Source organism: Pseudoduganella sp. GW821-FHT11H04 (assembly GCF_058807935.1).
The window spans coordinates 220772-245065 of the sequence record NZ_JBXARE010000001.1; the positions used below are offsets into that span (position 1 = coordinate 220772).

Consider the following 24294-nt stretch of genomic DNA (forward strand, 5'->3'; position numbering starts at 1 on the left):
ATCCGCTATGTTACTTAGGTGGCCGACATCTTACCAGTTGGCGCGTTACCTTGTGGCTATGGCTACTCATCATCAAATCAAGCACCTGCTGCGCGAAGTTTTCGGCGTCGAGCGTCTGCGTGTTGGCCAGCAGCAAGTGATCGACAGCGTTCTGGCGGGGCATGACACGCTTGCCATCATGCCCACGGGCAGCGGCAAATCGCTGTGCTACCAGATCCCCGCGTCGATCCTGAAGGGCAGCACGGTCGTGGTGTCTCCCCTGATCTCGCTGATGAAAGACCAGGCGGAAAAGCTGGACGATATCGGCATTGAGGCCGCCCAGCTCAATAGCAAAATTCCCACTGACGAGCAGGAGGATGCGCTGCAAGGCTTGCGCGATAACGCGGAGCGTATTGTGTTCTGCACGCCGGAGCGGCTGGCGTCGGTGGAGTTCATGTCCCTGCTGCATAAGGCCGATATCGGGCTGGTCGTGGTTGACGAGGCGCATTGCATCTCGCGCTGGGGCCACGATTTCCGCCCCGCTTATCTCGACATTGGCGCCGCGCTCGATGCGCTGGGACGTCCGCCGATGCTGGCGCTCACAGCTACAGCTACCGAGGAAGTGGTGGAAGATATCCGCCAGCAACTGGGCGCGCCAAAGATGCGTGTCGTCAACACCGGCATCTACCGGCCCAACCTGCAACTTGCCGTGCGCCAGGTGACCAATGCCGATGAGCGAATGGCCGAGGCGCTGCGCCTGGTGCGCGAAACGAAGGGGAGCGGGATTATCTACGCCGCCACGGTCAAGGCCGCTGAAGATATGCTGGCCGCGCTGGAAGAAGCCGGCGAAAGCGTGGCTCTCTACCACGGCAGGCTGCACGCGGGCGAGCGCCACCAGAACCAGGAAATGTTCATGTCCGGGGCGCGCCGCGTGATGGTGGCGACCAACGCGTTCGGCATGGGCATCGACAAGCCCGACATCCGTTTTGTAATCCACTTGCAAGTGCCGGCTTGCCTGGAAGCCTACTACCAAGAAGCTGGGCGGGCAGGGCGTGACGCCGATGCCGCGGCATGTACGCTGTTGTACTTTCATGAAGATAAACGCGTGCAGCAGTTTTTCCTTGCACGCAGCTATCCCGACGCCGCGCTGTTGCGTAATGCTTATGAAGCAATTGCCAGCGGCGAAAAGCCGCGTGATAAACGCAGCCAGCTTGCATTGAAATTATTGAAGGAGGGCGGCTGGTTGCTGCAAGACCGCAAGCTGCAATACGGCCTGTCCAGCAAGGCGCCGCGCCCCGTGGACCTGGAGCGGCTGTCGGAACGCTACCGCGAAAAGCAGGAGCATGACCGCGAAGCCCTGGCCCAGATGGTGTCCTACGCGCAGTCAGGATATTGCCGGTGGAAATTATTGCTAAATTATTTCGACGATGAGTCCGCTGGAATAGAGCGCTGCGGCAGCTGTGATAACTGCGTAGCGCCTCCTACTGTAGGGGATGCAATTTTCCCACTCGAAATAAAGTAGGCGATATCCTACATATGTCGCGCTGAACGTCCTATATTACCTGTACAGTGCTTGCACTAACATGAGTTCTCCCGCGCCTACTCCGCGGGGGTCTTTTCCATCTGAAACGAGCAGGGGGACGAATCATGGCTTCGAACAATCCAGGCGACAAACGCGGCAACCGGCAGGACAGTCCGGCCGGCAGCAAGCAAAGTGCACGTGGCTTTGCCTCCATGGACCCACAGCGTCAGCGTGAAATCGCTTCTGAAGGCGGTCGTGCCGCCCACCAGAAGGGCACTGCGCATGAGTTCACTTCCGAGGAAGCACGCAAGGCCGGCAGCATGAGCCACAAGAACGATGGCAATCGCCAGAGTGGTTCGAAGGGCAATGCGAGCCGCACCGAGCAGCAACCCGACCAGGGCCAACAGGTAGGCCAGGAGTATCAGCAGGACTACCAAAAGGACTACCAGGGCAACAAGCAGGGTGGCGATAAGTATTAAGGTTTCATTGTGGCAAGGAGGCCAGTATGGGACGGCCTGACAAACCCAGTAAGGATACGGAGAACCAGCAAAACTTTGTGCTGGTCGACACAGAGCATCCGGAGATCGCCAACACCGCGATTCCGGAAGGCCAGATCCGCCGCGCCGACCGACCTTTGCCGGGCAACCGGCAAAGCGCTACGGAAAGCGGTTCGCGGCAGGGCGGCAGTGGACTGGGCACCGAAGGTGGCGCGCCAGGGCCGGATGCAAGTTCCGGCGTCTGAAAGATAGCGGGCCGAGGCCCGCTTTTTTACACCTGCTTTCCTTAGAACATGAAGTTCGCGGTCAGCTGCGCAGTACGCGGAGCGCCGAGGGATGCACGCGCGCCGCTGTTGTTCAGCGTGTTGATATAGAACTTGTCGAATACGTTGTACAGGTTCAGTTGCAGCGAGACGTTCTTACTCAACTTGTAAGACGCCATGGCATCGACCACCGTGTAATGCGGGATGGACGGCATATTGGTCACTGCTGCCGATTGCGATTGGTCGACCAGGCGTTTCTGTTCGCCCATATAGCGCACGCCGCCGCCGATGGACAGCTTGTCGTCGAACTTGTAGGCAGTCCACATGGTGGCCGATACCTTGGGCGACCAGCGGCTGGCTGCGCCGACGGCGTTGTTGCCGGTGAGGCCTTCCTTGATTTCGGTATCCATGGTCGCAATGCCGGCGGTCACGCTCCAGGCTTTGCTGATCTGGCCCACGGCGCCCAGTTCCACACCCTGTACACGGCGTTCACCCAGCTGCGCCCAGGTGTTGCTCACGGCATCCACCAGCTGCGGGAATTCGTCCTTGTTGGTAGTGCGATAAAGGGCTGCGGTCAGCGCCAGCTGCTTCTGGATCACGTCCCACTTGGTGCCCAGTTCCACGTTGGTGGTCTTTTGCGGCTTGAGGGCAGGGTTGTTGGAGTTGGATGCAGTCTGCGCCGCGAGCGAGTGGTTGGCGCTGCCAGGTGGCGTCTTGGAGTTTGCGTAAGCGAGGTAGACACTGCCGTCGGCGGTCGGCTTATACAGCAAGCCGGCCTTGATGCTGGCCAGGTTGCCCGACTTTTCGACGTGGCTGCCGCTCTGTGCACCGGTGGTGGCGTTGACCGCTACGCTGTCGGTGCTGGTGGTGTAGCGCTCGAAGCGCAGGCCGCCGTTCAACTGCCACTGTTCGTTCAGCTTGACGGTGTCGAAGGCGTAGGCGCCGACGGTGTCGGTCTTGCCGTTGCTGAAGGCGCCGTTGAAGACGGGGCTGAAGCCAGCCAGCGCATCGTTCTGGTTCGGATGGTACAGGTTGGCCGGAGGTGCGATGCCCAGGCTGGCGCTCGCGCGGGTCGGCGAATACTGTTGCTCATTCAGGAGTTCGAGGCCGGTCGACAAGGTGTGCTGCATGCCGCCCAGCGTGAACTCGCTGACGATATTGGTGGTGTTGGCCAGGATCTTGTTTTGCTGCAGGACGCTCTGGCGCAGGCGGGTGACGGTCCAGGTGGATGGATCGGCAGCCGGCATGGCGAGAGTGTAGATGCCGGTCATGATGCGGTCCATCTTCGATTTGCCCCAACGGGTAGTGTTGGTGAGCGTGGTCTTTGGCGCCAGTTCATGTTCGATCTTCGCCGTGATCATGTCGGCGTCGACTTTTTCGTAGTCGCCCTTGAAGCCATACCAGTTGTTGCGGTCCACGCGTGGCGCCTTGCGCAGCGCTTCGCCTGCGTTGTAGAAGCCTTCCATGCCTACGCTGGGGATGCCGCCATCAGGCACATTGTCCTGGCGCACGTGCTGCGAGAACAGGTAGAGGCGAGTCGGCGTGCCGAGGCCCCAGGCGATCGATGGTGCAAAGCCCTTGCTTTCGCGGTCCAGCGCATTGCTGCCCTTGACGCTGCCGTCCTGCACCATGGCGTTGATGCGGAAGGCGCCGCTGCTGCCGAAGCTGCGCGTGACGTCGGCGCTGCCTCGCTTGACGCCGCCCTCCGTAAAGCCGAGGGAAGCTGCGAAGGAATCTTCGCGCGCAGGCATCTTCGAGACCAGGTTGATGTAGCCGCCGGCTGCACCGCGCCCGATGTCGGCGCCGGCCGGGCCCTTGGCCACTTCCACCTGTTCGATATTGAAGGCTTCGCGCGTCACTGCGCCCAGGTCGCGGATGCCGTCAACAAAAATCGACGATTGGGCTGCGAAGCCGCGCATCTGGAAGGTATCGCCGGCGCTGGTGTTGCCGTTTTCGCCCAGTTGCAGCGTAATGCCCGGCGTGTTGCGCAGCGCTTCCACGATGGAGCTGGCGCCTTGCTCCTGGATCAGCTCTTTCTTGATCACGGAAATGGTCTGCGGCGTATCGAGCAGCGGGGAAGTCAGTTTCGGCGAGGATGCGCGGTCTGCCTTGTACGGCACGTCGGCATTGGCTTCGACCTTGACTTCGGCCATGGTCTTTTCTTGCACCTGCGCCTGTGCGGAGGCGGACAGCGGCAGGCCGATAGCGGCCATGGCGAGCAGGGATTGGTTCAGCAGCGGCTGGGTGGAAAGCGCGTGCTTGCGGCTACGGATGGTCAAAATTTTCTCCAGATTGATGCGTTTGAAGCTGGCGGCTTCCATCAATTCGGAGCTGGCTGGCGGGGCGGGGTGGGTAAAAGCGTGTAAATGATAACGATTCTCAATTGCATTAGCAAGCGCTGTGCTTTATCATCCTGAAATTCCTTCACCGAAAGTGCCAACTTGAGCAGTCCTGAAATCCAAGCGAAACGAGCCGTGTGGCTCAAGCTCCTGCATGAATGGCATTGGGTCAGTTCGGCCATGTGCCTGCTCGGGATGATCCTGTTCGCGATTACCGGCATCACGTTGAACCACGCGAGCCAGATCGAAGCCAAGCCTTCCGTGCAGCGCAAGCAGGCCACCGCACCGGCGGCGCTGGTCAGCGAGCTGCATGCCTTCGCCGAAAAGCATGACGGCGACAAGGCGCCGCTGCCGGAAGCGGGCGAGCGCTGGCTGCGCGAGACCTGGTCGATCAAGGCTGGCGGCCGCGAAGCCGAGTGGTCGGTCGATGAAGTCTATTTGCCGATGCCGAAAGCCGGCGGCGACGCCTGGGTGCGCATTGGCCTGGAAGACGGCGCGGCTGAATTTGAGAACACGGACCGCGGCTGGATCTCCTGGCTCAATGATGTGCACAAGGGCCGCAACACCGGCGCGGCCTGGAACTGGTTTATCGATATTTTTGCGGCGGCCTGCCTGGTGTTCTGCATCACTGGCCTGCTGATCCTGAAATTCCACGCGGCCAAGCGGCCCTTCACCTGGCCGATGGTGGGCCTGGGCGTGGTGATCCCATGTGTCATTGCTTTGCTCTACATTCATTAAGGACTTCTGTATGAAACTTCGTTATTCCATCGCCGTCGGTTTGCCGCTGGTGAGCGTGTCCGCGATGGCGGCCGACCTGACGCTGAAATTCGAGATCCCGCAACTGAACGTGGCGGAATACCACCGTCCTTACCTGGCTGCCTGGCTGGAAAACGCGGACCAGAAAGTTGTCACCAACCTGGCCGTGCTGTACGACGTGAAGAAGAAGGACAACGGCGGCGCCAAGTGGCTGAAGGATATGCGCCAATGGTGGCGCAAGTCCGGCCGCGACGTGGAAATGCCGATGGATGGCGTGAGCGGCGCAACCCGTGGTCCAGGCGAGCAGACCCTGAACTTCCCGGTCGCCAAAGAAGCCCTGAACAAGCTCCCGGCCGGCAATTACCAGCTGGTGATCGAGGCCGCGCGCGAAGCGGGCGGCCGTGAACTGGTGAAAGTACCGGTGGTATGGCCGCCGAAATCGGCGCAGTCCTTCTCGGCCAAGGGCAAGGAAGAGCTGGGCGAAGTCACCGTACAAGTCAAACCATAAGGAAGCGCCATGAAGCTAAATAGAACCCTGATTGCGCTGGCACTGGCCGGCGCCGCCTTCAGCGCCCAGGCGCACAAGCCATGGCTGCTGCCTTCGTCTTCGCTGGTCGATTCCAAAGACGCCTGGGTGACCGTGGATGCGGCAATCTCGGAAGGCCTGTTCGACATCGACCACCAGCCATTGAAACTGGATGGCCTCACCATCACCGGCCCTGACGGCGCCAAGGTGGAAATGCAGAACGCCCTGACCGGCCGCCTGCGCTCGACCTTCGACGTGAAGCTGGCCAAGCCTGGTACTTACAAGATCGCATTGGTGAACCAGTCGGTCATGGCCAGCTGGAAGGTGAACGGTGAAATGAAACGCTGGCGCGGCAGCGAGGCTGAACTGGCGGCCAATGTGCCGGCCAAGGCCGACGAACTGTATGTGTCGCGCACCTTCGGCCGGCTGGAGACCTTCGTCAGCGCCAACAGTACCGACGAGGCGGTCTTCAAGCCGACCGGCGTGGGCCTGGAGCTGGTTCCTGTGACGCACCCGAACGATATGCGTGCAGGCGAGGAAGCCAAGTGGAAGTTCCTGCTGGATGGCAAACCTGCGGCCGACCAGGCCTTCAGCCTGATCCCGGGCGGCGTGCGTTATCGCGGCACGCTGGGGGAGATCCGTATGACCACCGATGCGAAGGGCGAGGTGACGTTCAAGATCCCGCAAGCTGGCATGTACCTGGTGTCGAGCAGCTGGCCTGCGCCTCCTGCCGCGCAAGCGGGCCAGCAAGCCGGCCCGCGCCCGATGCCGGCGCGCCGCGTGACTTACGCGGCGACTGTGGAAGTCCTGCCGCAGTAAACAGGTGCGCCGCGTCCTGCTGCCCCCAACCATCGCCGCCGAGCCAGCGCCGGCGGGGGCGCTTGTCGCCGATTTCGGCGGCGTGACGATGGGCACGACGTGGTCGGCACGGGTGGCGCTTGCAGCGGGCGAAGTTCCGGCACTTCGCACCGCCTTGCAGGCCGGCCTGCAGCAGGAGCTGGACCAGGTGGTGGCCGAGATGAGCCACTGGGAACCAGGCTCCAACCTGGGCCGCTTCAATCGCGCCGGCGCCGGCACATGGCATGTGCTGCCGGATGCTTTTTTCCAGGTACTGCATTTCGCCCTCGAAGTCTCGCGCGAGACCGGCGGCGCCTGCGATCCTTGCGCCGGTGCGCTGGTCAACCTGTGGGGCTTCGGCCCGACCGGGCGTCATGACGAAGCCGGTTTCGTGCCGCCAAGCGCGCGCGATGTCGCTACCGTGAAGGCCGGTATGGCTGGCCGCGTAGTGGAGCTGGACGTGCCCCGCAAACGCGCGTTACAGCCAGGCGGCGTGCAGCTGGATTTGTCGGCCGTCGCCAAAGGCTTCAGCGTCGACAAGCTGGCGCGTTGGCTTGAAGGGGCGGGCTGCCAGCATTATCTTGTCGAAGTGGGCGGCGAATTGCGCGGTTCCGGCTTCAAGCCCGACGGCCAGCCTTGGTGGGTCGCGCTGGAAGAACCGCTCGCCGGGCAGGATGAAATCGCCGTCGCCTTGCACGGCCTGGCCGTCGCCACTTCCGGCGACTACCGCAAATACTTTATGCAGGACGCCACCCGGCGCCCGCACACGATTGATCCCCGCACAGGAATGCCGATTACCAATGCACTGGCATCGGTAACGGTAGTGCACGAAAGCGCAATGGCAGCCGACGCCTGGTCCACCGCCTTGACCGTGCTTGGCCCCGAACAAGGGCTCGCGCTGGCCGAACGCAAACGGCTGGCCGCACGCTTCCTGTTGCGCGAAGAAGGCGGGCTGCGCGAAATCCTCAGCAGCCGCTTCCAGAAGATGCTCGAAGACGAATGATCCTCACCAACGACCCCACGCGCCTGGGCCTGACGGCCGCCATGCTGGCCGGCTACGGCATCGTATGCCTGCTGCCCTGGCTGCGCGCACGCCGCGCCCGCGCCGAAGCGAAAGCAGCGCGCGCCGCCGCAGGCGACTCGCCATGGCTGGTTGCCTACGCCAGCCAGACCGGCAACGCCGAACTGCTCGCGCGCCAGACCAGCGAAACCTTGCGCGTGGCGGGCATCGCCAATCACGTATGCGACTTCGACGAGATCGATGCTGCCACGCTGCAGTCTTCGGAGCGCATCCTGCTCCTCGCCTCGACCTACGGCGAAGGCGACGCCCCCGATGCGGCAGCGCGCTTCGCACAACGCCTGATGTCGCGCAGTGACCTCGCGCTCGGCCAGTTGCACTACGCCGTGCTGGCGCTGGGCGACAGCGCCTACAGCAGCTTCTGCGGCTTTGGCCGCGCGCTTGACGCATGGCTGGCCGCGTGCGGCGCGCAAGCCCTGTTCCCCCGCGTGGAAGTCGACCGCAGCGCAGCGCCAGCCATTGCAGCCTGGCGCCAGCAATTGAGCCACCTCGTTGGCACCAGCGATGCACCGGACTGGGATGCACCAGCCTTCGGCGAATGGCGTCTGGCGGAACGCCGTCACCTGAACCCCGGCAGTGCAGGCGCCCCGATCTACCATCTCGAACTCGAACCTGCCGACGGCGCCGCGCTGCCGGACTGGCAGTCGGGCGACCTGGTGCAGATTGCCGCACCGGCCGATCCAGAACGCCCACGGGAATACTCGATCGCATCGATTCCAGCAGACGGCCGCGTGCACCTGCTGGTGCGCCTGCACCGCCATAGCGACGGCAGCCACGGCCTGGCATCCGGCTGGCTCACGCAACAAGCCGCAGACGGCGCCACGGTACGCCTGCGGCTGCGCGAACACCGCCGCTTCCGCCTGGAAGCGAACGCAGACCGCCCACTGATCCTGATCGGCAACGGCAGCGGCATCGCCGGTCTGCGCGGCCACCTGAAAGCGCGCGCCGCTGACGCCCAATCCCGCAATTGGCTGTTGTTCGGCGAACGTGACCCCGCGCATGACGCTTTCTACCGCGAAGAACTGGAAGCGTGGCAGCGCCAAGGAATGCTTGCCCGCCTCGACCTCGCCTGGTCGCGCGGCCCGGAAAGCAAGGAATACGTGCAAGACGTTCTGCTACGCCACGCCGAAACCGTGCGTGCCTGGATCGCCGACGGCGCCGCCATCTACGTCTGCGGCAGCCTCGAAGGCATGGCCGCCGGCGTCGACCAGGCCCTGACACAGATCCTCGGCAGCGCCCCCTTGTCCGAACTGGCCCGCACCGCCCGCTACCGCCGCGACGTCTATTGATTCTTGAAAGTCGGGGTCAGGTCGAGCAAATGGACATTTCGCTGGGCGAAATGTCCATTTGCTCGACCTGACCCCGACTTTTTATTGAGGATCCAGTGCGCGCTGGAGGGTGGTGATGCTGGGGTTGTCGACGAAGATGCAGCGTTTCTGGTGGCGCTTGCAGAAGTCTTTTACGCGCCAGTAGGCGCTGTGGCTGATGCAGGCGGTTTGGCAGATCACGAGGTCGGCGGCGGCCATGCTTGTTTCGAGGCGGGCTACGTTGTCTTCCAGGCCGCCGTCGTGATGGAGGAATTCGGCGCCGGTTTCTTCGATTACATTTCGGTAGCCGGCGACGTTGCCGGCGCGGCCGCCGACGCATAGGACTCGCTCTGCCAGCGGGCCGTGCAAGGTGATGCGTTGCGCTGGAGCGCTGGGTGGAGCCGCGGGCGTCTGTTGCGCGGCAGAGGCTGCGGCTGCGGCAAGCGCGGTGCGGGCGTCGGCTGCTTCAGCGCGCGCTGCGGAGAGCTCGACGCGCAGTTCGTGCACGCGCTGCTCGGTATTGGCTAGCTGGTGCGCCAAACGTTCGCGTGTGGCGAGGCCGGGGATCTTGGCGTGCAGTTCTTCGAGCTGCTGTTGTAGCGATGCCAGCACGCTGTCGCGGCCGACCAGTTGCGCGCGCAGCTGCATCATGGCGGCGGCATGGGACTCCTGTTCGGCGTGGCGTTCGGTTTGCCAGGCGGTGCTGCGTTGCTGCAGGCGCGCCAGTTCGCGTTCTTGTGCGGCATTGGCTTGTTCTAATTCTTGCAGGCGGCTGATGTCGGCGCGCGTGGCGGCGCCGGCCTGGTGCTGGATCATGTGTAGGTCGCGGCACATCTGCTCTTGCAGCTCGGGCGTGCAGTGGGGATGGCTCAGGCCTGCCCAGAACGCGCCGGGTACGTCGCCGCTGGCGACTGCTGCAACCCATAACGCTTCCAGCGCTTGCGTGTCGCGGGCGTTGCGGAAGCGCTGGATGATGGCGGTATAGCGGCGTTCCAGTTCTTTCTGCACCGCTTCGGACAGGCGGCTGCGCTTGCCGCATTCGCTGATCGTGCCGACGTGGATTTCGTAATCGCTGGCCAGCAACTTGCCGCCGGCCGCCTTGCCGACGATCTTGCGCAGCACGCCAAGCGGCAGGCCAACGCCGACCAGTGGACAGAGGCAGGAGTGGGGCAGGTCCCAGATGCGTCGGCGCCGCACCGGTTCGGCGTTCGCAATTGCCGGGGCGTGATGCTTGTCGCACATGGCTGGCCTCAGATCGCGAGCACTGCGGGGCGCGAACGTCCGATCAGGCGCGCCAGGAAGCCGGCGCGTTCTTGCGGAGGACGGGCTTGTTCGACCACGGCGGCCCATTGTTCGCACAATTGCTGGCAGGTGGCGCGCAGCACCGGCGCCAGGCCAGGCAAATCGGACAGGGCTTTCAGGTGCCGTTCGATGACGGAGGCGAGCTTGACGCAGCCTCCGTTCTCGGCCGCATTGGCCGTGTAATGGGACATCAGGTGCAGCACGGCGGACAGCATCAGTTCCGGGTGCTGGGCGGCAGCTCCCTGATTTTGGAAGATGGGGTCGTTGCGGTCGATAGCCATGAATCACTCCAAGAAGTTTGGGGTGGCTGGCTGCCGCAGGTCACGGCTGGCTGGCGGTTGGGGAGGGGGGGCTCAGGCAGTTAAGATCAGCTTGTTCAACTGCGTGATGCGCAGGCGGTAAATGCGGCCTGCATGTTCGATTTCGATTTCGCGCTGGTCCTGCATCAGGCCGGCGGTGGTGAAGCGGCGCAGCGCGGGAGTAGGCTGCTGCGCGTCAGGTGCGGCAGCAGCGATGGGTTTGGGACCTTCGGCGATGTTTGTAGTTTGCATTGCTTCCTAAGATAAGAATGATTCGCATTTGCATTATGCGCATCAGACCTATACTTGTCAAATGAATTATTAGATCTTTATTACAAAAAAAAGAGGCCCGCCGAAGCGGGCCAAAGCTGGGTGAGTATTACTCTTTACAAAGTCGCCAGCAGCGGCACGGTGGCTTCGCTGGCGGCTGCGGCCTTGGCCCGCGACGGCAGCTTGCTGCGCGTGCGCGAGGGTGGCAGGCGACGCAGGGATTTCAATGCGTCGACGTCCTTAATGCCGATGGTGCGCTGGTCTACGCTGATCAGCCCGATCTCGTTGAAAGCCGAGAGGGTGCGGCTGACCGTTTCCAGCGTCAGGCCGAGGTAGCTGCCAATCTCATGGCGCGTCATGCGCAGGTTGAACAGCTTGCTCGAATAGCCCATCTGTGAAAACTTGTCCGACAGGGTGACGAGGAAGCGCGCTACCCGCGCTTCTGCGCTCAGGGCTCCCAGCATGCCGATCATGGCTTGCTCGCGCACCAGTTCGCGGCTCATCACGCCGTACATCATGTTCTCCAATTCCACGTGGGTACGGCCCAGCGTGGTCAGCTTCTTGAACGGCAACAGGATCAGGTCGCAATCCGACAAGGCCACCGCCTCCGAGGCGTAAGTCTTGCTGTGGATGCCGTCCACCCCCATCAGGTCGCCCTTCATCGGGAAGGCCAGCACCTGTTCGTTGCCGAACTCGTCAATCAATACCGTTTTCACGAAACCGGAGTTGACCACGTACAGCATGTCGAACGATTGTCCGATCGTGTGGATGCGCTGGCCGGTTTTGAATTGCACGTGCTGGAACAGAAGCTCCTCAGTGCTAAGCGACACTGGTGGCAGGTGCAGCAGCTCGCAGACTTCTTTCAGGTTGGACCACAAACGGCCTTGCCGTTGCCGGCCGGCCTCATGGGACACGGGTTGCGTTGAGAGCATGCTGATCTCCTGGTTCCCAAACGGAATGGTTTCAGTATGCCAACGAGAATGTGGGAAAAATATCAGCCGTTGCTGAATATGACCGTAGGAGGGTAGAGGGGAGTTGTAGGAATTATCCTAAAATCAATCTTGCCAATCAGGCTTTGAACGGTGTCAGCAGCTTGTGCGCCACTGCGTACTGGACCATTTCCGAGAGGGAAGCCATGCCCATCTTCTGCATGATGCGGGTTTTGTGCGTGCTGACAGTTTTTACGCTCAAATGCAGGCCGTTGGCGATTTCGGTGATGGATTTTCCCGACACCAGCAGCGAAAACACTTCGAATTCGCGGTCGGAGAGCTGTTTGTGCAGCAGGGTTTCGGCCGGCTGCATGATGTTCAGCGCCAGTTGCTCAGCCACTTCGGTGGAGATGTAGGGGCGGCCGGAGGCGACCTTGCGGATCGCGCCGACCAGCTGGGTGCCGGCGCTTTCCTTGGTCAGGTAGCCCTGGGCGCCGGCGCGGATGGCGCGCACCGCGTATTGCTCTTCCTCGTGCATGGTGAGGATGAGGATGGCAAGCTTGGGGGATTCGCTGCGGATCTGGCGGATCAGGTCGACCCCGCTGCGCCCTGGCATGGACAGGTCAAGCAGCAGCAGGTCGAAGCCGCCCTGGCGGATGTGGTTGAGGACTTCGAAGCCGTCGATGGCTTCGCCTACGATGTCGATGTCAGGAGCCCCGTCGAGAATGCGCTTGAGCCCTTCGCGCATGATGGTGTGGTCGTCTGCGATGACAATACGAATCATAGTTCCTCAAAAAATTGTGTAAAACTTCTCTCCCCGCTCCGGCCGGCGGGGCCGGAGCGAGTCGTTACGCCAGGCATATCAAGCCGGGCGCGGGTCTTTGATCAGGCGGTGCACCAGCACCGGGATCTTGGTGTGCGACAGTACCTTGTTGGTCACGCTGCCCAGCAGCAGGTGGCCCCAGCCGCTGCGGCCGTGCGAGCCAATGAAGATCAGGTCGCAGTTGCTTTGGCTTGCGACATCGACGATCTTCAGCGCTGCGCTTTCGGCGAAGGCGGTCATGCCCTCGGCCCGTACGCCTTTCCTGGCGCAGGATTCGAGGATGGACTGCACATGCTCATTGCCGGCACGCTGCATCGCCGCCCGGTACTCTTCCTCGCTGGGATAGCTGGGCGGGATGATCTCCACGTAAATCGGGTACTGGTATTCCGGCGCTACGAACAGGGCCAGCACCTCCGCCCCCAGTTGCTGGGCGAACTCGACCCCGGCGCAGGCGGTCTTGCTGGATACGGCCGAGCCGTCCGTCGTGATCAGGATTTTCCGATACATATCTCAGCCTCCTTTAACTATTAAAAGAGCCGTTCCTGCCTTCATTGTAGCCCCGTTTATCAGTATTGTTCTGCTGTAAAGAGTTGATAATTATCAAGAAACTGTCATCGGGGCATCGCAGAAAGCGCAAAATCCCGCGATTTCAGTGGCTTGCAGCGCGTATTTCACATAATCCGCAAATACAACAGTACACTTGCTAGACTATGGCCCGCCACCTAAGTGATTGAACAGAGGGGCGGCCCCCTGTTACACTCGCGAGAGAGCTTTATTTATTGCCGAGCGTCAAATTTGACAATCTTTCGGCTGCAGGAACGTTTGAAATTTATGGAGAAGCAGGAATTATGACCGACGCCGCTGATGATTTCGATGCATTATTTGAGGAAGTATCCGCGCAACGGGCGAATGCGCCTGCACCTGCTCCAGCTGCTGCTCCGGCAGCTGCAGCTTCCGATTCGGGCGATTCGGATGACCTGGAAAGTCTCTTTGATTCCGTAGCAGCGGCGAACAAGGCGCCAGCTCCGGCTGCAGCAGCTGCGCCGGCAGAGGCAGCCGCCGCGCCGGCCGAAGGCGGCGAGCACGCCGAAGGCATGTTCGAGCGCTTGGGCGGCATCGTGCGCCTGCTGCACGACTCGCTGCGTGAACTCGGCTACGACAAGGCGCTGACCGAAGCGTCGACCCAGATCGTCGATGCGCAGGATCGCCTGGAATACGTTGCTTCCCTGACCGAGCAAGCCGCCAACAAGGTGTTGAACACCCTGGACGACGGCATGCCGGCACAGGAAGTGCTGTCCAAGAACGCCAAGGAAATGGAAGAGCGCTGGGCGGCCCTGTTCGCGGGCAAGCTGAGTATCGAAGAATTCAAATCCCTGGCTGGCGATTCGCGCGCGTTCGCGGCCAAGGTGTCGGAGGCGACCGAGGCTGAGAAAGCCCGACTGCTGGAAATCATGATGGCCCAGGACTTCCAGGACATCACGGGCCAGTTGATCAAGAAGGTCGTTGCCATTACCAAGAAGGTCGAAACCGAACTGGCGCAGCTGCTGAAGGACAACGCTCCAGCGGATGTGCGCGAGAAGATTGCGCAGAAAGAGGTGTCGCTGATGTCGGGTCCATCCGTCCCATCGGAAGCCCTGAATCAGGACAGCGTCGATGACCTGCTTGCCGACCTGGGGTTCTAATGGACGATATGCTCAAGGAGTTCGTTGTCGAGGCCATGGATTTGGCCGTCAACGTCGAAGAGCACTTGCTGCGCCTCGAACGTGACCCCGACAACAAGGAAACACTGAACGCAGTTTTCCGTTCGTTCCACACCATCAAGGGTGGCGCGGGCTTCATGAACCTGGGCGCGCTGGTATCGGCCTGCCACTTGACTGAAAACCTGTTCGACGCGCTGCGCACCGGCGCTGCGCCGGTCACCCCGCTGTCGATCGAGGCGGCACTGCAAGCGTCCGGCTTTGTCGCCGACCAGTTGACCGACCTGAATAACGGCACCGCGCCGGACCAGCTGGCGCCGATGCCGGCCGACCTGGAAGCGATCCTCAAGGAGGCTATTGAAGGCAAGGCCAGCTCCTCTGCGGGCAAGGCCAGGCCGGCTGCTGCGCCTGCTCCTGTAGCTGCCGCACCGGTGGCCGCCGCTGCTCCTGCGCCAAGCGCCGCCTCCGCGCCATCGGCCGATGGCCTGGACTGGGAAGGCATGTATCAAGCTGTCGTCCCGCCTGGCACTTATGTGCGCCCAGCCGCCGAGGTGCGCGCTGAAGGTGTCGCCGCCGCCCATGCAGCCGCCGAAGGCACCCAGGCCGCCGTTCACGCACCAGCGCCTGCGCCGGAAGCGAAGGAACGCCCGGCCGGCGAGCCGAAGCCGACTTCCGCACCGGCCAAGGAAGAATCCATCCGTATCGATGCCGTCAAGCTGGACGCGCTGCTGGAAGTGGCCGGCGAATCCGTGCAGGCCGCCAACCAGGCTGCGGTGCTGCTGGAACGCTTGCAGCAATTCAAATTCGAAGGCCAGGCCGCCACGCTGATGTCGGCCCTGACCGAAACCCTGGAGCGCGCATCGCGATATTCCACCGAACTGCAGCGCGCCACCCTGGCGACCCGCATGCAGCCGGTCGGCCGCCTGTTCCAGAAATTCCCGCGCCTGGTGCGCGAACTGGCGAAAGACCTGGGCAAAGAAGTCGAGCTGACCATCGAAGGCGCGGAGACCGAAGTTGACCGCGTGGTGGTGGACAGCCTGTACGACCCGCTGGTGCACATGCTGCGCAATGCGCTGGACCATGGCGTGGAAGGTCCTGAGGCCCGCATGGCCATCGGCAAGCCGCCCAAAGCCTACATCTCCCTGAAGGCATGGCAGGAGGCCAACTCCGTCATGATCGTGCTGCAGGACGACGGCAAAGGCATGGACCCGGCAGCGCTGAAGCGCAAGGCCGGTGAGAAAGGCCTGATTTCGCCAAGCGCCAACTTGACGGACGACGAGTGCTACCAGCTGGTATTCCTGCCGGGCTTCTCGACCAAGGAAGTGGCGTCTTCCGTGTCCGGCCGCGGCGTCGGCATGGACGTGGTGAAGACCGCCGTGGAAAAGAACCGCGGTGCGATCCACATCGAATCCGCACTGGGCAAAGGCACCAAGTTCGCCATCCGCCTTCCGATCGAATTGTCGATCGTGCCGACCATGCTGGTGTCCACCTCGGGTGCGCTGCTGGCGCTGCCGATGGCGGTGGTCGAGCGCGTGGTCGAACTGCCGGAAACCTTCATGGAAGTTGGCGGCGCTCCGGTCTTGAAAGACCAGGGCCGTCCGCTGCCGGTGCGTTCGCTGGCCGATGCGCTGGGCTACGAGCCATGCTCGGAGCGCGTGGGCATCGTGGTGAACTCGCCGCAACCCTACATCCTGGCCGTGTCGGCAGTTGACGGCACCGCCGACCTGGTCATTAAACCTATGACTGCATTGTCGGTGGACGGTATTACCGGCACCGCACGTTCCGCCGAGGGCGACCTGGTCCTAGTAGTTGGCCTATCGTTCCTGATGGACGGTTGCAGGGGAAGTGTACGAATGGCGGCCTAAAGCCCCTTCGAAGAAAATTCAAAACACAAGCCTGCAGCCTCCCAAAAAGGGGCTGCAGGCTTTTTTTATTTGGCGCCATAGCGCATTTGTTAAGCCGGATTGCTCATAAGGCGAAAAACCTGCTTGGTATTGCAACGCACAAAATATGGCATAATCAAACGGATCACCTATTACGGCAGCATCATGAAAACGCTTTACGACAAACTCTGGGAATCCCACGTAGTACGCACTGAGGAAGACGGTACGGCCCTTCTGTACATCGATCGCCACCTCGTTCACGAAGTCACCAGCCCGCAGGCATTCGACGGCCTGCGCAGCGCCGGCCGCCAGCCATGGCGCCTGTCGGCCAACCTGGCCGTGGCCGATCATAACGTTCCGACAACAGATCGCTCGCACGGCATCGAAGACCCGACTTCGCGCCTGCAGGTGGAAACCCTGGACAAGAACACCAAGTCGGTCGGTATGACCTACTTCAATATGAACGACAAGCGCCAGGGCATCGTTCACGTCATCGGCCCGGAGCAGGGCGCCACCCTGCCTGGCATGACCGTGGTGTGCGGCGACTCGCATACTTCGACCCACGGCGCATTCGGCGCGCTGGCGCACGGCATCGGCACCTCGGAAGTGGAGCACGTGCTGGCGACCCAGACCCTGCTGGCCAAGAAATCCAAGGCCATGCTGGTGCAGGTGGACGGCGTGCTGCCGGCCGGCGTGACCGCCAAGGACATCGTCCTGGCCATTATCGGCAAAATCGGCACCGCCGGCGGCACCGGCTACGCGATCGAATTCGCCGGCTCGGCGATCCGCTCGCTGTCGATGGAAGGCCGCATGACCGTCTGTAATATGGCGATCGAAGCGGGCGCCCGCGCCGGCATGATCGCGGTGGACGACACCACCATCAATTACGTCAAGGGCCGTCCGTATTCGCCGGTGGGCCCGCAGTGGGACCAGGCCGTGGCCTACTGGCGCACCCTGCATTCCGACCAGGGCGCCAAGTTCGACTTCGTGGTGACACTGGATGCGGCGCAAATCCTGCCGCAAGTGACCTGGGGCACTTCGCCCGAGCAGGTCACTTCCATCGACGGCCGCGTGCCCGATCCGGACCTGGAAAAAGACCCGGTCAAGCGCGACGCCATGGAAAAAGCCCTGGTGTACATGAACCTGACCCCGAATACCCGTATCGAAGACATCCGCATCGACAAGGTCTTTATCGGCTCCTGCACCAACTCGCGCATCGAGGATTTGCGCGCCGCTGCCGCCGTGGTGCGCGGCAAGCAGCGCGCTTCCAATGTGAAGCTGGCGATGGTGGTGCCGGGTTCGGGCCTGGTCAAAGAGCAGGCCGAGCGCGAAGGTCTGGACGCAATCTTCAAGGCTGCCGGCTTTGAATGGCGCGAGCCGGGCTGCTCGATGTGCCTGGCCATGAACGCCGACCGCCTCGATCCGGGCGAGCGCTGCGCCTCGACTTCCAACCGCAATTTCGAAGGCCGTCAGGGCCAGGGCGGGCGTACCCACCTGGTATCGCCTGCCATGGCGGCCGCAGCCGGTATCGCCGGCCACTTTGTCGACGTGCGTGCCCTGCGCTAAATACCAGAAGGATGTCCTGAAATGAAAACCCTATTCGCTATCGTGATTACCGCCCTCGTCCTGACCGGCTGCAATACCGTGTCCGGTTTCGGCAGGGACGTACAAAAGGCCGGCCAGGTCGTGACTAGCGCTGGCGGGAAATAACACCTGCGGGCTGGGGCCGCGCCGCCTGCGCGCCCCGCGCCTGCCACCCAAGCAGAACGCAAATGGAAAAATTTACTGTCCTTGATGGCTTAGTTGCACCGCTGGACCGCGCCAATGTCGATACCGACGCGATCATCCCGAAACAATTCCTGAAGTCGATCCACCGTACCGGCTTCGGTCCCAACCTGTTCGACGAGTGGCGCTACCTTGACCACGGCGAGCCGGGCATGGATAACAGCAAGCGTCCGCTCAATCCGGACTTCGTGCTGAACCAGCCGCGCTACCAGGGGGCATCGATTCTCCTGACCCGCAAGAACTTCGGCTGCGGCTCCTCGCGCGAGCACGCGCCGTGGGCGCTCGACCAATACGGCTTCCGCGCCGTGATCGCGCCAAGCTTTGCGGACATCTTCTTCAACAACTGCTTCAAGAACGGCCTGCTGCCGGTCGTCCTCACCGAAGCGCAGATCGATCATCTGTTCAACGAAGTCAAGGCATTCCCGGGTTACCGCCTGGTGGTGGACCTTGAACAGCAGCGCGTCAGCACCAGCAACGGCTCCGTCTCCTACCCATTCGAGGTCGACGCCTTCCGCAAATACTGCCTGATGAATGGCCTCGACGATATTGGCCTGACCCTGCGCCACTCCGACGACATCAAAGCGTTCGAAGAACGCCGCCTCGCAAGCCAGCCCTGGCTGGCCAACGTTATCTAACAGAAGATCGACTAATGAAAATCGCAATCCTGCCGGGCGACGGCATCGGCCCGGAAATCGTGACCCAGGCCGTCAAGGTCCTGAACGCGCTCGACGAAAAATTTGAGATGGAAACCGCGCCGGTCGGCGGTGCAGGCTATGAAGCCAAGGGCCACCCGCTGCCGGAAGAAACCCTGGCGCTGGCCAAGGCGGCCGACGCCGTGCTGTTCGGCGCCGTGGGCGACTGGAAGTACGATACCCTGGACCGCCCGCTGCGCCCTGAGCAAGCCATCCTGGGCCTGCGCAAGAACCTGGGCCTGTTCGGCAACCTGCGTCCTGCCATCCTGTATCCTGAACTGGCCGGCGCTTCGACGCTGAAGCCGGAAGTGGTGTCGGGCCTGGATATCTTGATCGTGCGCGAACTGACCGGCGACATTTACTTCGGCCAGCCGCGCGGCGTGCGCGAATGCCCGGACGGTCCTTTCAAGGGCCAGCGCGAAGGCTTCGACACTATGCGCTATGCGGAAGGCGAGATCCGCCGCATCGCCCACGTGGCATTCCAGGCGGCGCAAAAGCGCGGCAAGCGCCTGACTTCCGTCGACAAGGCCAACGTGCTGGAAACCTTCCAGTTCTGGAAAGATATCGTCACCGACGTGCACAAGGAATATCCGGACGTGGCGCTGGACCATATGTACGTCGACAACGCCGCCATGCAGCTGGTGCGCGCTCCTAAGAAATTCGATGTTATCGTCACTGGCAATATGTTCGGCGATATCCTGTCCGATGCAGCGGCCATGCTGACCGGTTCCATCGGCATGCTGCCATCGGCATCGCTGGATGCAAACAACAAGGGCCTGTATGAACCATCGCACGGCTCGGCTCCTGATATCGCGGGCAAAGGCGTTGCCAACCCGCTGGCTACGATCCTGTCGGCTGCCATGATGCTGCGCTATTCGCTGAATCGCGCGGAGCAGGCCGACCGTATCGAAAACGCTGTCAAGAAGGTCCTGGCGCAGGGCCTGCGCACGCCGGACATCTACGAAGAAGGCACCACCAAGGTGGGCACTTCGCAGATGGGCGATGCTGTGGTGGCGGCGCTCTAGAACCGGTACCCCGGTGTCTGACCCGCAGGGTCAGACACCGATCCGCAGCGGTCACAGGCCAAGTGCCTGACCCTGCGGGTCAGGCACTGGTTTGCCGGTTTAGAATTGAATAGATTTCACACCCAAAGGAAAGCAAAATGAAACTCGTAGGTCTGGTTGGTTGGCGCGGTATGGTCGGTTCGGTCCTGATGCAGCGCATGCAGGAAGAGGGCGACTTTGCCCATATCGAGCCGGTATTCTTCTCCACTTCAAACACCGGCGGCGCTGCGCCGAAGATGGCGAAGAACGAGACTACCCTGAAGGACGCCACCAACATCGACGAACTGAAACGCTGCGAGATCATCATCTCCTGCCAGGGCGGCGACTACACCACCGAGGTATTCCCCAAGCTGCGCGCAGCCGGCTGGAACGGCTACTGGATCGACGCCGCATCGACCCTGCGCATGGACAAGGATTCCGTGATCGTGCTGGATCCGGTCAACCTGAACGTGATCAAGGACGCCATGTCCAAGGGCGTGAAGAACTTCATCGGCGGTAACTGCACCGTGTCATGCATGCTGATGGGCCTGGGCGGCCTGTTCAAGCAGGACCTGGTGGAGTGGATGACTTCCATGACCTACCAGGCGGCATCGGGCGGCGGCGCCCAGCACATGCGCGAGCTGCTGACCCAGTACGGCACCATCAACGCCTCCGTCAAGCACCTGCTGGACAACCCGGCGTCGGCCATCCTGGAAATCGACAAGCAAGTGCTGGCCACCCAGCACGGCATGTCGCCGGAAGAAACCAAGCAGTTCGGTGTTCCGCTGGGCGGCAACCTGATTCCTTGGATCGACAAGGATCTGGGCAACGGCCAGTCGAAGGAAGAATGGAAGGGCGGCGCCGAGACCAACAAGATCCTGGGCCGCGGCGAAGGCTTCGACGCTTCCCCGATCCATGTGGACGGCCTGTGTGTGCGTATCGGCGCCATGCGCTGCCACAGCCAGGCGCTGACCATCAAGCTGCGCAAGGACGTGCCGCTGGACGAAGTCAACGACATCATCGCCAAGGACAACCAGTGGGTGAAGTTCGTGCCCAACACCCGCGAAGCGTCGGTGAAGGAACTGACCCCGGCCGCCGTCACTGGCAGCCTGACCATTCCGGTCGGCCGCGTGCGCAAGATGTCGATGGGCGGCGAATACCTGTCCGCCTTCACCGTTGGCGACCAGCTGCTGTGGGGCGCTGCCGAACCACTGCGCCGCATGCTGCGCATTGTTCTCGATAAATAATTAGTTATTAATGAGCTAATACCTGCTGATTAATAATCAAGATAAGAAGTATTTTCTAAAAGCCGGATTTCAAAGGAAATTCCGGCTTTTTTCTTTGAATCACAAAATATTTTCGGCATGAACGAAACAGAATAGGGGGCTTGAGAGGGGTATTAGGGGGAGAATGCTTGCATGCTTCAAAGCATGATGTTATGTTTGGACCTCTGGAAAAGTAACTTTCTTTCCACGTTAACCACTTTCGTCGCCCACTATGCCTGTACAAAAACCTTCCAAGGTCGCTTCGTTCGCGTTGAAAACACTGACCGCCGCTGTGCTCGGTGGCGCTGTGCTCGCACCTCTTTCCGTCAACGCAGCTGGTCTTGGCAAGCTCACTGTTCTCTCTTCATTGGGGCAGCCGCTGCGCGCCGAAATCGAATTGACGGCCGTTTCGCCAGAAGAAGCGTCCGAACTGGTGGCCAAACTGGCCTCGACGGATGCCTTCCGCGCCGCCAATATCGAATTCAATCCGGCACTGCTTGGCCTGCGCTTTGAGGTGGAGGCACGTGGTGCTCGCCAGTTCATCCGCATTTCTTCCGGTCAGCCGATCAACGAGCCTTTCGTCGATATGCTGCTGGAACTGACCTGGACCAATGGTCGCCTGGTCCGTGAATACACCTTCCTGCTCGATCCTGCCGACCTGCGCACCGCGCAGTCGCCGCAAGTGGCGGCGCCGGTAGCACGTAAAGCTGCTCCGGTTGCCGTTGCGACCGCACCGGCCGCAGCTCCGGCTGCATCGGCTGCCGCTCCTGCCGCCGCACCATCTGCGCCCGCAGCGCCGCGTGAGCCACGCCACGCGGCAACGCAGGAAGCAGCCGGCTCCGCCGACAGCTATGCCGTACGCAAGGGCGATACGCTGGGCAAGATCGCCGGCCGCCTGAAACCAGCCGACGTTTCGCTGGACATGATGCTGGTGGCGCTGTACCGCGCCAATCCGGACGCCTTCGCAGGCAATAATATGAACCGCCTGAAGTCGGGCACCATCCTGTCCGTGCCGGGTGCGGATGCCGTCAAAGGCACCTCCCAGGGCGAAGCCCATGGCACCGTGGTGGCGCATGCCGCCGACTTCAACGCTTACCGCAACAAGCTGGCAGGGCAGGTAGCCGCGGCTACCCCGGCCAAGGAGCCGGAGGCCCAGCAAAGCCAAACCGGCAAGATCACGGCCCAGGTGAAAGAACGCCCGACCGCCGTGACCGAGTCGAAAGACCAGCTGAAACTGTCCAAGGCCGGCGATGCCGCCAGCAAGGCAGGCAAGACTGGTGCGGTGGAAGACAAGATCGCCAAAGACCGCCAGATGGCTGACGCCAGCGCCCGCGTGAAGGAGCTGGAAAAGAACGTCAACGATCTCGAGAAGTTGATGGAAGTGAAGAACAAGGCTGGCGCCAGCGCGCAAGCCAAGGCCAGCGCCGCGGCAGCGTCGGCAGCAGCCAGCCCGGTAGCCAGCGCGCCTGCGAAGGCTGCCTCGGCGCCTGCGGCTGCCGCTCCGGCACCTGCTGCCGCTGCATCGGCTCCGGCACCGGCAGCTCCAATGGCATCTGCTCCGGCAGCATCGGCCCCTGAGGCAGCACCAGCGCCGGAAGCAGCCAAGCCGGCCAAGCCGAAACGCAGCGCACCTGCACCAGCGCCGGCTCCTGTGGGCCCAAGCCTGGTCGATACGATCATGGAAAACATCACCCTGATCGGCGCCGCAGTTGCAGCGCTGCTGGGTGGTGCTGCGCTGATCATCATGCGCCGCCGCAAGGCAGCTGCGGAAGATATGTCGCTGGCGAGCGTCGAGTCCACAGGTACCCTGGGCGATCCAGGCACCACGGCACACTCCCTGTTCGCCGAAACCGGCGGCCAGAGCGTCGACACCAGCAACAGCGTGTTCAACTCCAACTTCGCCCCTTCGGCCAGCCAGCTCGACACCAATGAAGTCGATCCGGTAGCGGAAGCCGACGTGTACATTGCCTACGGTCGCGACGCCCAGGCTGAAGAAATCCTGAAAGAAGCGCTGCGCGTTCACCCTGAACGTCACCCAGTGCGCTTGAAGCTGCTGGAAATCTACGCCGGCCGCAAGGATGCGCGCGCCTTCGAATCCCAGGCGACCGAGCTGTATTCGATGACCAAGGGCGTGGGCGACGAGTGGGCGCAAGCCGCTGCCCTGGGTTCGGGCATCGATCCGGATAATCCGCTGTACGTCAGCGCTGCGCAGGCGAAAGCCGCTGCAGGCCTGGGTGGCGCCGCCGCCGCTGGTGCTGCCGCTGCGCCGTTCGTGGCCAGCCAGTCCAATGAGCTGAACGACTTCGCCGCCATGTTTGCCGAGCCAGCACCTGCTGCTGCGGCCATGGCTCCAGCGGATGCGGGCGGCCTGGACCTGGACCTGAGCCAGGACGCTTCGCCAGTCGCTGCTGAAGCGAGCCTGATGGACTTTGACCTGGATCGCGACGCAAACGCACTCTCCGCGGAAGCTGCTCCAGCGCCGAAAGCTGCCGAGAGCAACACCCTGGACTTCGACCTGGGTGGCCTGAGCTTCGACGAGCCAGCGCCTGCCGCTGCCGTTGCTGCAGTTGAAGCGGCGCCGGTTCCAGCTGCGGAAGAAGCGCACGACCTGTCCTTCGACCTAGGCCTGGATGCTCCAGCAGCCAAGGTAGAAGCAGTGGAAGCCGCTCCAGTGGCTGACGCCATGGCCGATATCGGCATGGACTTCAACCTGGACCTGCCAGCCGCTAAAGCCGAAGCTGCACCAGCTGCCAGCCCGTTGGCTGAACTGGATAGCATGGACTTCTCGCTGCCAAGCGGCGGTGCTGCTCCAGCCCCGGCTCCTGCTGCGGAAGAAGCGTCTCTGTCGGCTGCCGACTTCGCGCTGGACCTGCCTGGCATGGATGCGCCGGCACCGGCTGCAGCTCCTGCTGCGGCGCCAGCCGACTTCGACCTGTCCAGCATCAACCTGGACCTGGGTGGTGCGGGCGCACCTGCCGCACCGAAAGGCGAGGAAGAGATGTCTGCCCTGCATATGGAAATGGACACCAAGCTGGATCTGGCGGTGGCCTACCAGGAAATCGGCGACAAGGAAGGCGCCCGCGAGCTGCTGGATGAAGTTATCCGCGGTGGTAGCGACGACCAGGTTGCACGAGCCAACTCCATGCGCGCATTGCTCGGTTAAACAGCAATTCGCCGTATAATGCCCGGTCACAGATCAATC

General features: G+C 62.2%; 23 protein-coding genes. 16 read left to right on the forward strand and 7 right to left on the reverse strand.

Features of this window, described 5'->3' with window-relative positions:
- The first annotated feature begins 58 nt into the window (after window positions 1-58).
- The 3 genes from AC1RTP_RS01035 (at window position 59) to AC1RTP_RS01045 (ending at window position 2243) form a co-directional block, all read left to right on the forward strand.
- On the forward strand, window positions 59-1501 hold the full coding sequence (locus AC1RTP_RS01035; RefSeq protein ID WP_498604119.1) for a RecQ family ATP-dependent DNA helicase: 1443 nt from the start codon (window positions 59-61) through the stop codon (window positions 1499-1501).
- 125 nt (window positions 1502-1626) lie between these two features.
- Complete coding sequence (locus AC1RTP_RS01040) at window positions 1627-1980, forward strand: KGG domain-containing protein (RefSeq protein ID WP_498604120.1); 354 nt, start codon at window positions 1627-1629, stop codon at window positions 1978-1980.
- Between the two features lie 26 nt (window positions 1981-2006).
- Entirely contained in the window at window positions 2007-2243 is a 237-nt protein-coding gene (locus AC1RTP_RS01045; protein ID WP_498604121.1) for a hypothetical protein, read from the forward strand.
- A gap of 41 nt (window positions 2244-2284) precedes the next feature.
- Here AC1RTP_RS01045 and AC1RTP_RS01050 read toward each other — a convergent pair whose 3' ends face one another.
- Window positions 2285-4540, reverse strand: a complete 2256-nt coding sequence (locus AC1RTP_RS01050; protein WP_498604122.1) for a catecholate siderophore receptor Fiu — start codon at window positions 4538-4540, stop codon at window positions 2285-2287.
- A 162-nt stretch (window positions 4541-4702) separates the two neighbouring features.
- On the opposite strand from AC1RTP_RS01050, the gene AC1RTP_RS01055 reads away from it, so the two are divergent.
- Genes AC1RTP_RS01055 through AC1RTP_RS01075 form a run of 5 tightly spaced genes read left to right on the forward strand, consistent with a single transcriptional unit; the run spans window position 4703 to window position 9086 of the window.
- A complete protein-coding gene (locus AC1RTP_RS01055) occupies window positions 4703-5338 on the forward strand; it encodes a PepSY-associated TM helix domain-containing protein (RefSeq protein WP_498604123.1) in 636 nt (211 codons plus the stop codon).
- A 10-nt stretch (window positions 5339-5348) separates the two neighbouring features.
- Window positions 5349-5864 (forward strand): DUF2271 domain-containing protein, encoded by a 516-nt coding sequence (locus tag AC1RTP_RS01060; protein ID WP_498604124.1) that lies wholly within the window; start codon window positions 5349-5351, stop codon window positions 5862-5864.
- Window positions 5865-5873: 9 nt separating this feature from the next.
- On the forward strand, window positions 5874-6701 hold the full coding sequence (locus tag AC1RTP_RS01065; RefSeq protein ID WP_498604125.1) for a DUF4198 domain-containing protein: 828 nt from the start codon (window positions 5874-5876) through the stop codon (window positions 6699-6701).
- 4 nt (window positions 6702-6705) lie between these two features.
- Complete coding sequence (locus tag AC1RTP_RS01070; protein ID WP_498604126.1) at window positions 6706-7722, forward strand: FAD:protein FMN transferase; 1017 nt, start codon at window positions 6706-6708, stop codon at window positions 7720-7722.
- Window positions 7719-9086, forward strand: coding sequence for a sulfite reductase subunit alpha (locus tag AC1RTP_RS01075; protein ID WP_498604127.1), 1368 nt, complete (start codon window positions 7719-7721; stop codon window positions 9084-9086). The genes AC1RTP_RS01070 and AC1RTP_RS01075 overlap by 4 nt, the downstream gene beginning before the upstream one ends.
- Before the next feature lie 81 nt (window positions 9087-9167).
- On the opposite strand, the gene AC1RTP_RS01080 is transcribed toward AC1RTP_RS01075, so the two are convergent.
- The 6 genes from AC1RTP_RS01080 to AC1RTP_RS01105 all read right to left on the reverse strand — a co-directional run bounded on the left by AC1RTP_RS01080 (window position 9168) and on the right by AC1RTP_RS01105 (window position 13234).
- On the reverse strand, window positions 9168-10346 hold the full coding sequence (locus AC1RTP_RS01080) for a DUF2325 domain-containing protein (protein ID WP_498604128.1): 1179 nt from the start codon (window positions 10344-10346) through the stop codon (window positions 9168-9170).
- Window positions 10347-10354: 8 nt separating this feature from the next.
- Entirely contained in the window at window positions 10355-10687 is a 333-nt protein-coding gene (locus AC1RTP_RS01085; protein ID WP_498604129.1) for a hypothetical protein, read from the reverse strand.
- A 72-nt stretch (window positions 10688-10759) separates the two neighbouring features.
- Window positions 10760-10957 (reverse strand): hemin uptake protein HemP, encoded by a 198-nt coding sequence (gene hemP, locus AC1RTP_RS01090; protein ID WP_498604130.1) that lies wholly within the window; start codon window positions 10955-10957, stop codon window positions 10760-10762.
- A gap of 134 nt (window positions 10958-11091) precedes the next feature.
- Window positions 11092-11907 carry a Crp/Fnr family transcriptional regulator gene (locus tag AC1RTP_RS01095; RefSeq protein WP_498604132.1) on the reverse strand — a complete coding sequence of 272 codons (816 nt, stop codon included), beginning with the start codon at window positions 11905-11907 and terminating at the stop codon, window positions 11092-11094.
- Window positions 11908-12043: 136 nt separating this feature from the next.
- A complete protein-coding gene (locus AC1RTP_RS01100; protein WP_057259666.1) occupies window positions 12044-12688 on the reverse strand; it encodes a response regulator in 645 nt (214 codons plus the stop codon).
- A gap of 78 nt (window positions 12689-12766) precedes the next feature.
- The gene (locus AC1RTP_RS01105) at window positions 12767-13234 is read right to left on the reverse strand and encodes a universal stress protein (RefSeq protein WP_498604133.1); all 468 of its coding nucleotides are present in this window, start codon (window positions 13232-13234) and stop codon (window positions 12767-12769) included.
- 341 nt (window positions 13235-13575) lie between these two features.
- Between AC1RTP_RS01105 and AC1RTP_RS01110 the strand changes: the two genes are divergently transcribed.
- The 8 genes from AC1RTP_RS01110 to AC1RTP_RS01145 all read left to right on the forward strand — a co-directional run bounded on the left by AC1RTP_RS01110 (window position 13576) and on the right by AC1RTP_RS01145 (window position 24255).
- Window positions 13576-14409 (forward strand): protein phosphatase CheZ, encoded by an 834-nt coding sequence (locus AC1RTP_RS01110; RefSeq protein WP_498604134.1) that lies wholly within the window; start codon window positions 13576-13578, stop codon window positions 14407-14409.
- Complete coding sequence (locus AC1RTP_RS01115) at window positions 14409-16289, forward strand: chemotaxis protein CheA (protein WP_498604136.1); 1881 nt, start codon at window positions 14409-14411, stop codon at window positions 16287-16289. Before AC1RTP_RS01110 ends, AC1RTP_RS01115 begins: the two co-directional genes overlap by 1 nt.
- A gap of 180 nt (window positions 16290-16469) precedes the next feature.
- A complete protein-coding gene (leuC, locus tag AC1RTP_RS01120) occupies window positions 16470-17873 on the forward strand; it encodes a 3-isopropylmalate dehydratase large subunit (protein WP_498604875.1) in 1404 nt (467 codons plus the stop codon).
- A 21-nt stretch (window positions 17874-17894) separates the two neighbouring features.
- Window positions 17895-18017: an entericidin A/B family lipoprotein gene (locus AC1RTP_RS01125; RefSeq protein ID WP_155454431.1), complete on the forward strand. Its 123-nt coding sequence runs from the start codon at window positions 17895-17897 to the stop codon at window positions 18015-18017.
- Window positions 18018-18079: 62 nt separating this feature from the next.
- Entirely contained in the window at window positions 18080-18727 is a 648-nt protein-coding gene (gene leuD / locus AC1RTP_RS01130; RefSeq protein ID WP_498604137.1) for a 3-isopropylmalate dehydratase small subunit, read from the forward strand.
- Window positions 18728-18741: 14 nt separating this feature from the next.
- Complete coding sequence (gene leuB, locus AC1RTP_RS01135; protein ID WP_498604138.1) at window positions 18742-19809, forward strand: 3-isopropylmalate dehydrogenase; 1068 nt, start codon at window positions 18742-18744, stop codon at window positions 19807-19809.
- Window positions 19810-19946: 137 nt separating this feature from the next.
- The gene (asd, locus tag AC1RTP_RS01140) at window positions 19947-21074 is read left to right on the forward strand and encodes an aspartate-semialdehyde dehydrogenase (protein ID WP_498604139.1); all 1128 of its coding nucleotides are present in this window, start codon (window positions 19947-19949) and stop codon (window positions 21072-21074) included.
- 250 nt (window positions 21075-21324) lie between these two features.
- Window positions 21325-24255 carry a motility hub landmark protein FimV gene (locus tag AC1RTP_RS01145; RefSeq protein WP_498604141.1) on the forward strand — a complete coding sequence of 977 codons (2931 nt, stop codon included), beginning with the start codon at window positions 21325-21327 and terminating at the stop codon, window positions 24253-24255.
- The last annotated feature ends 39 nt before the right edge of the window (window positions 24256-24294 follow it).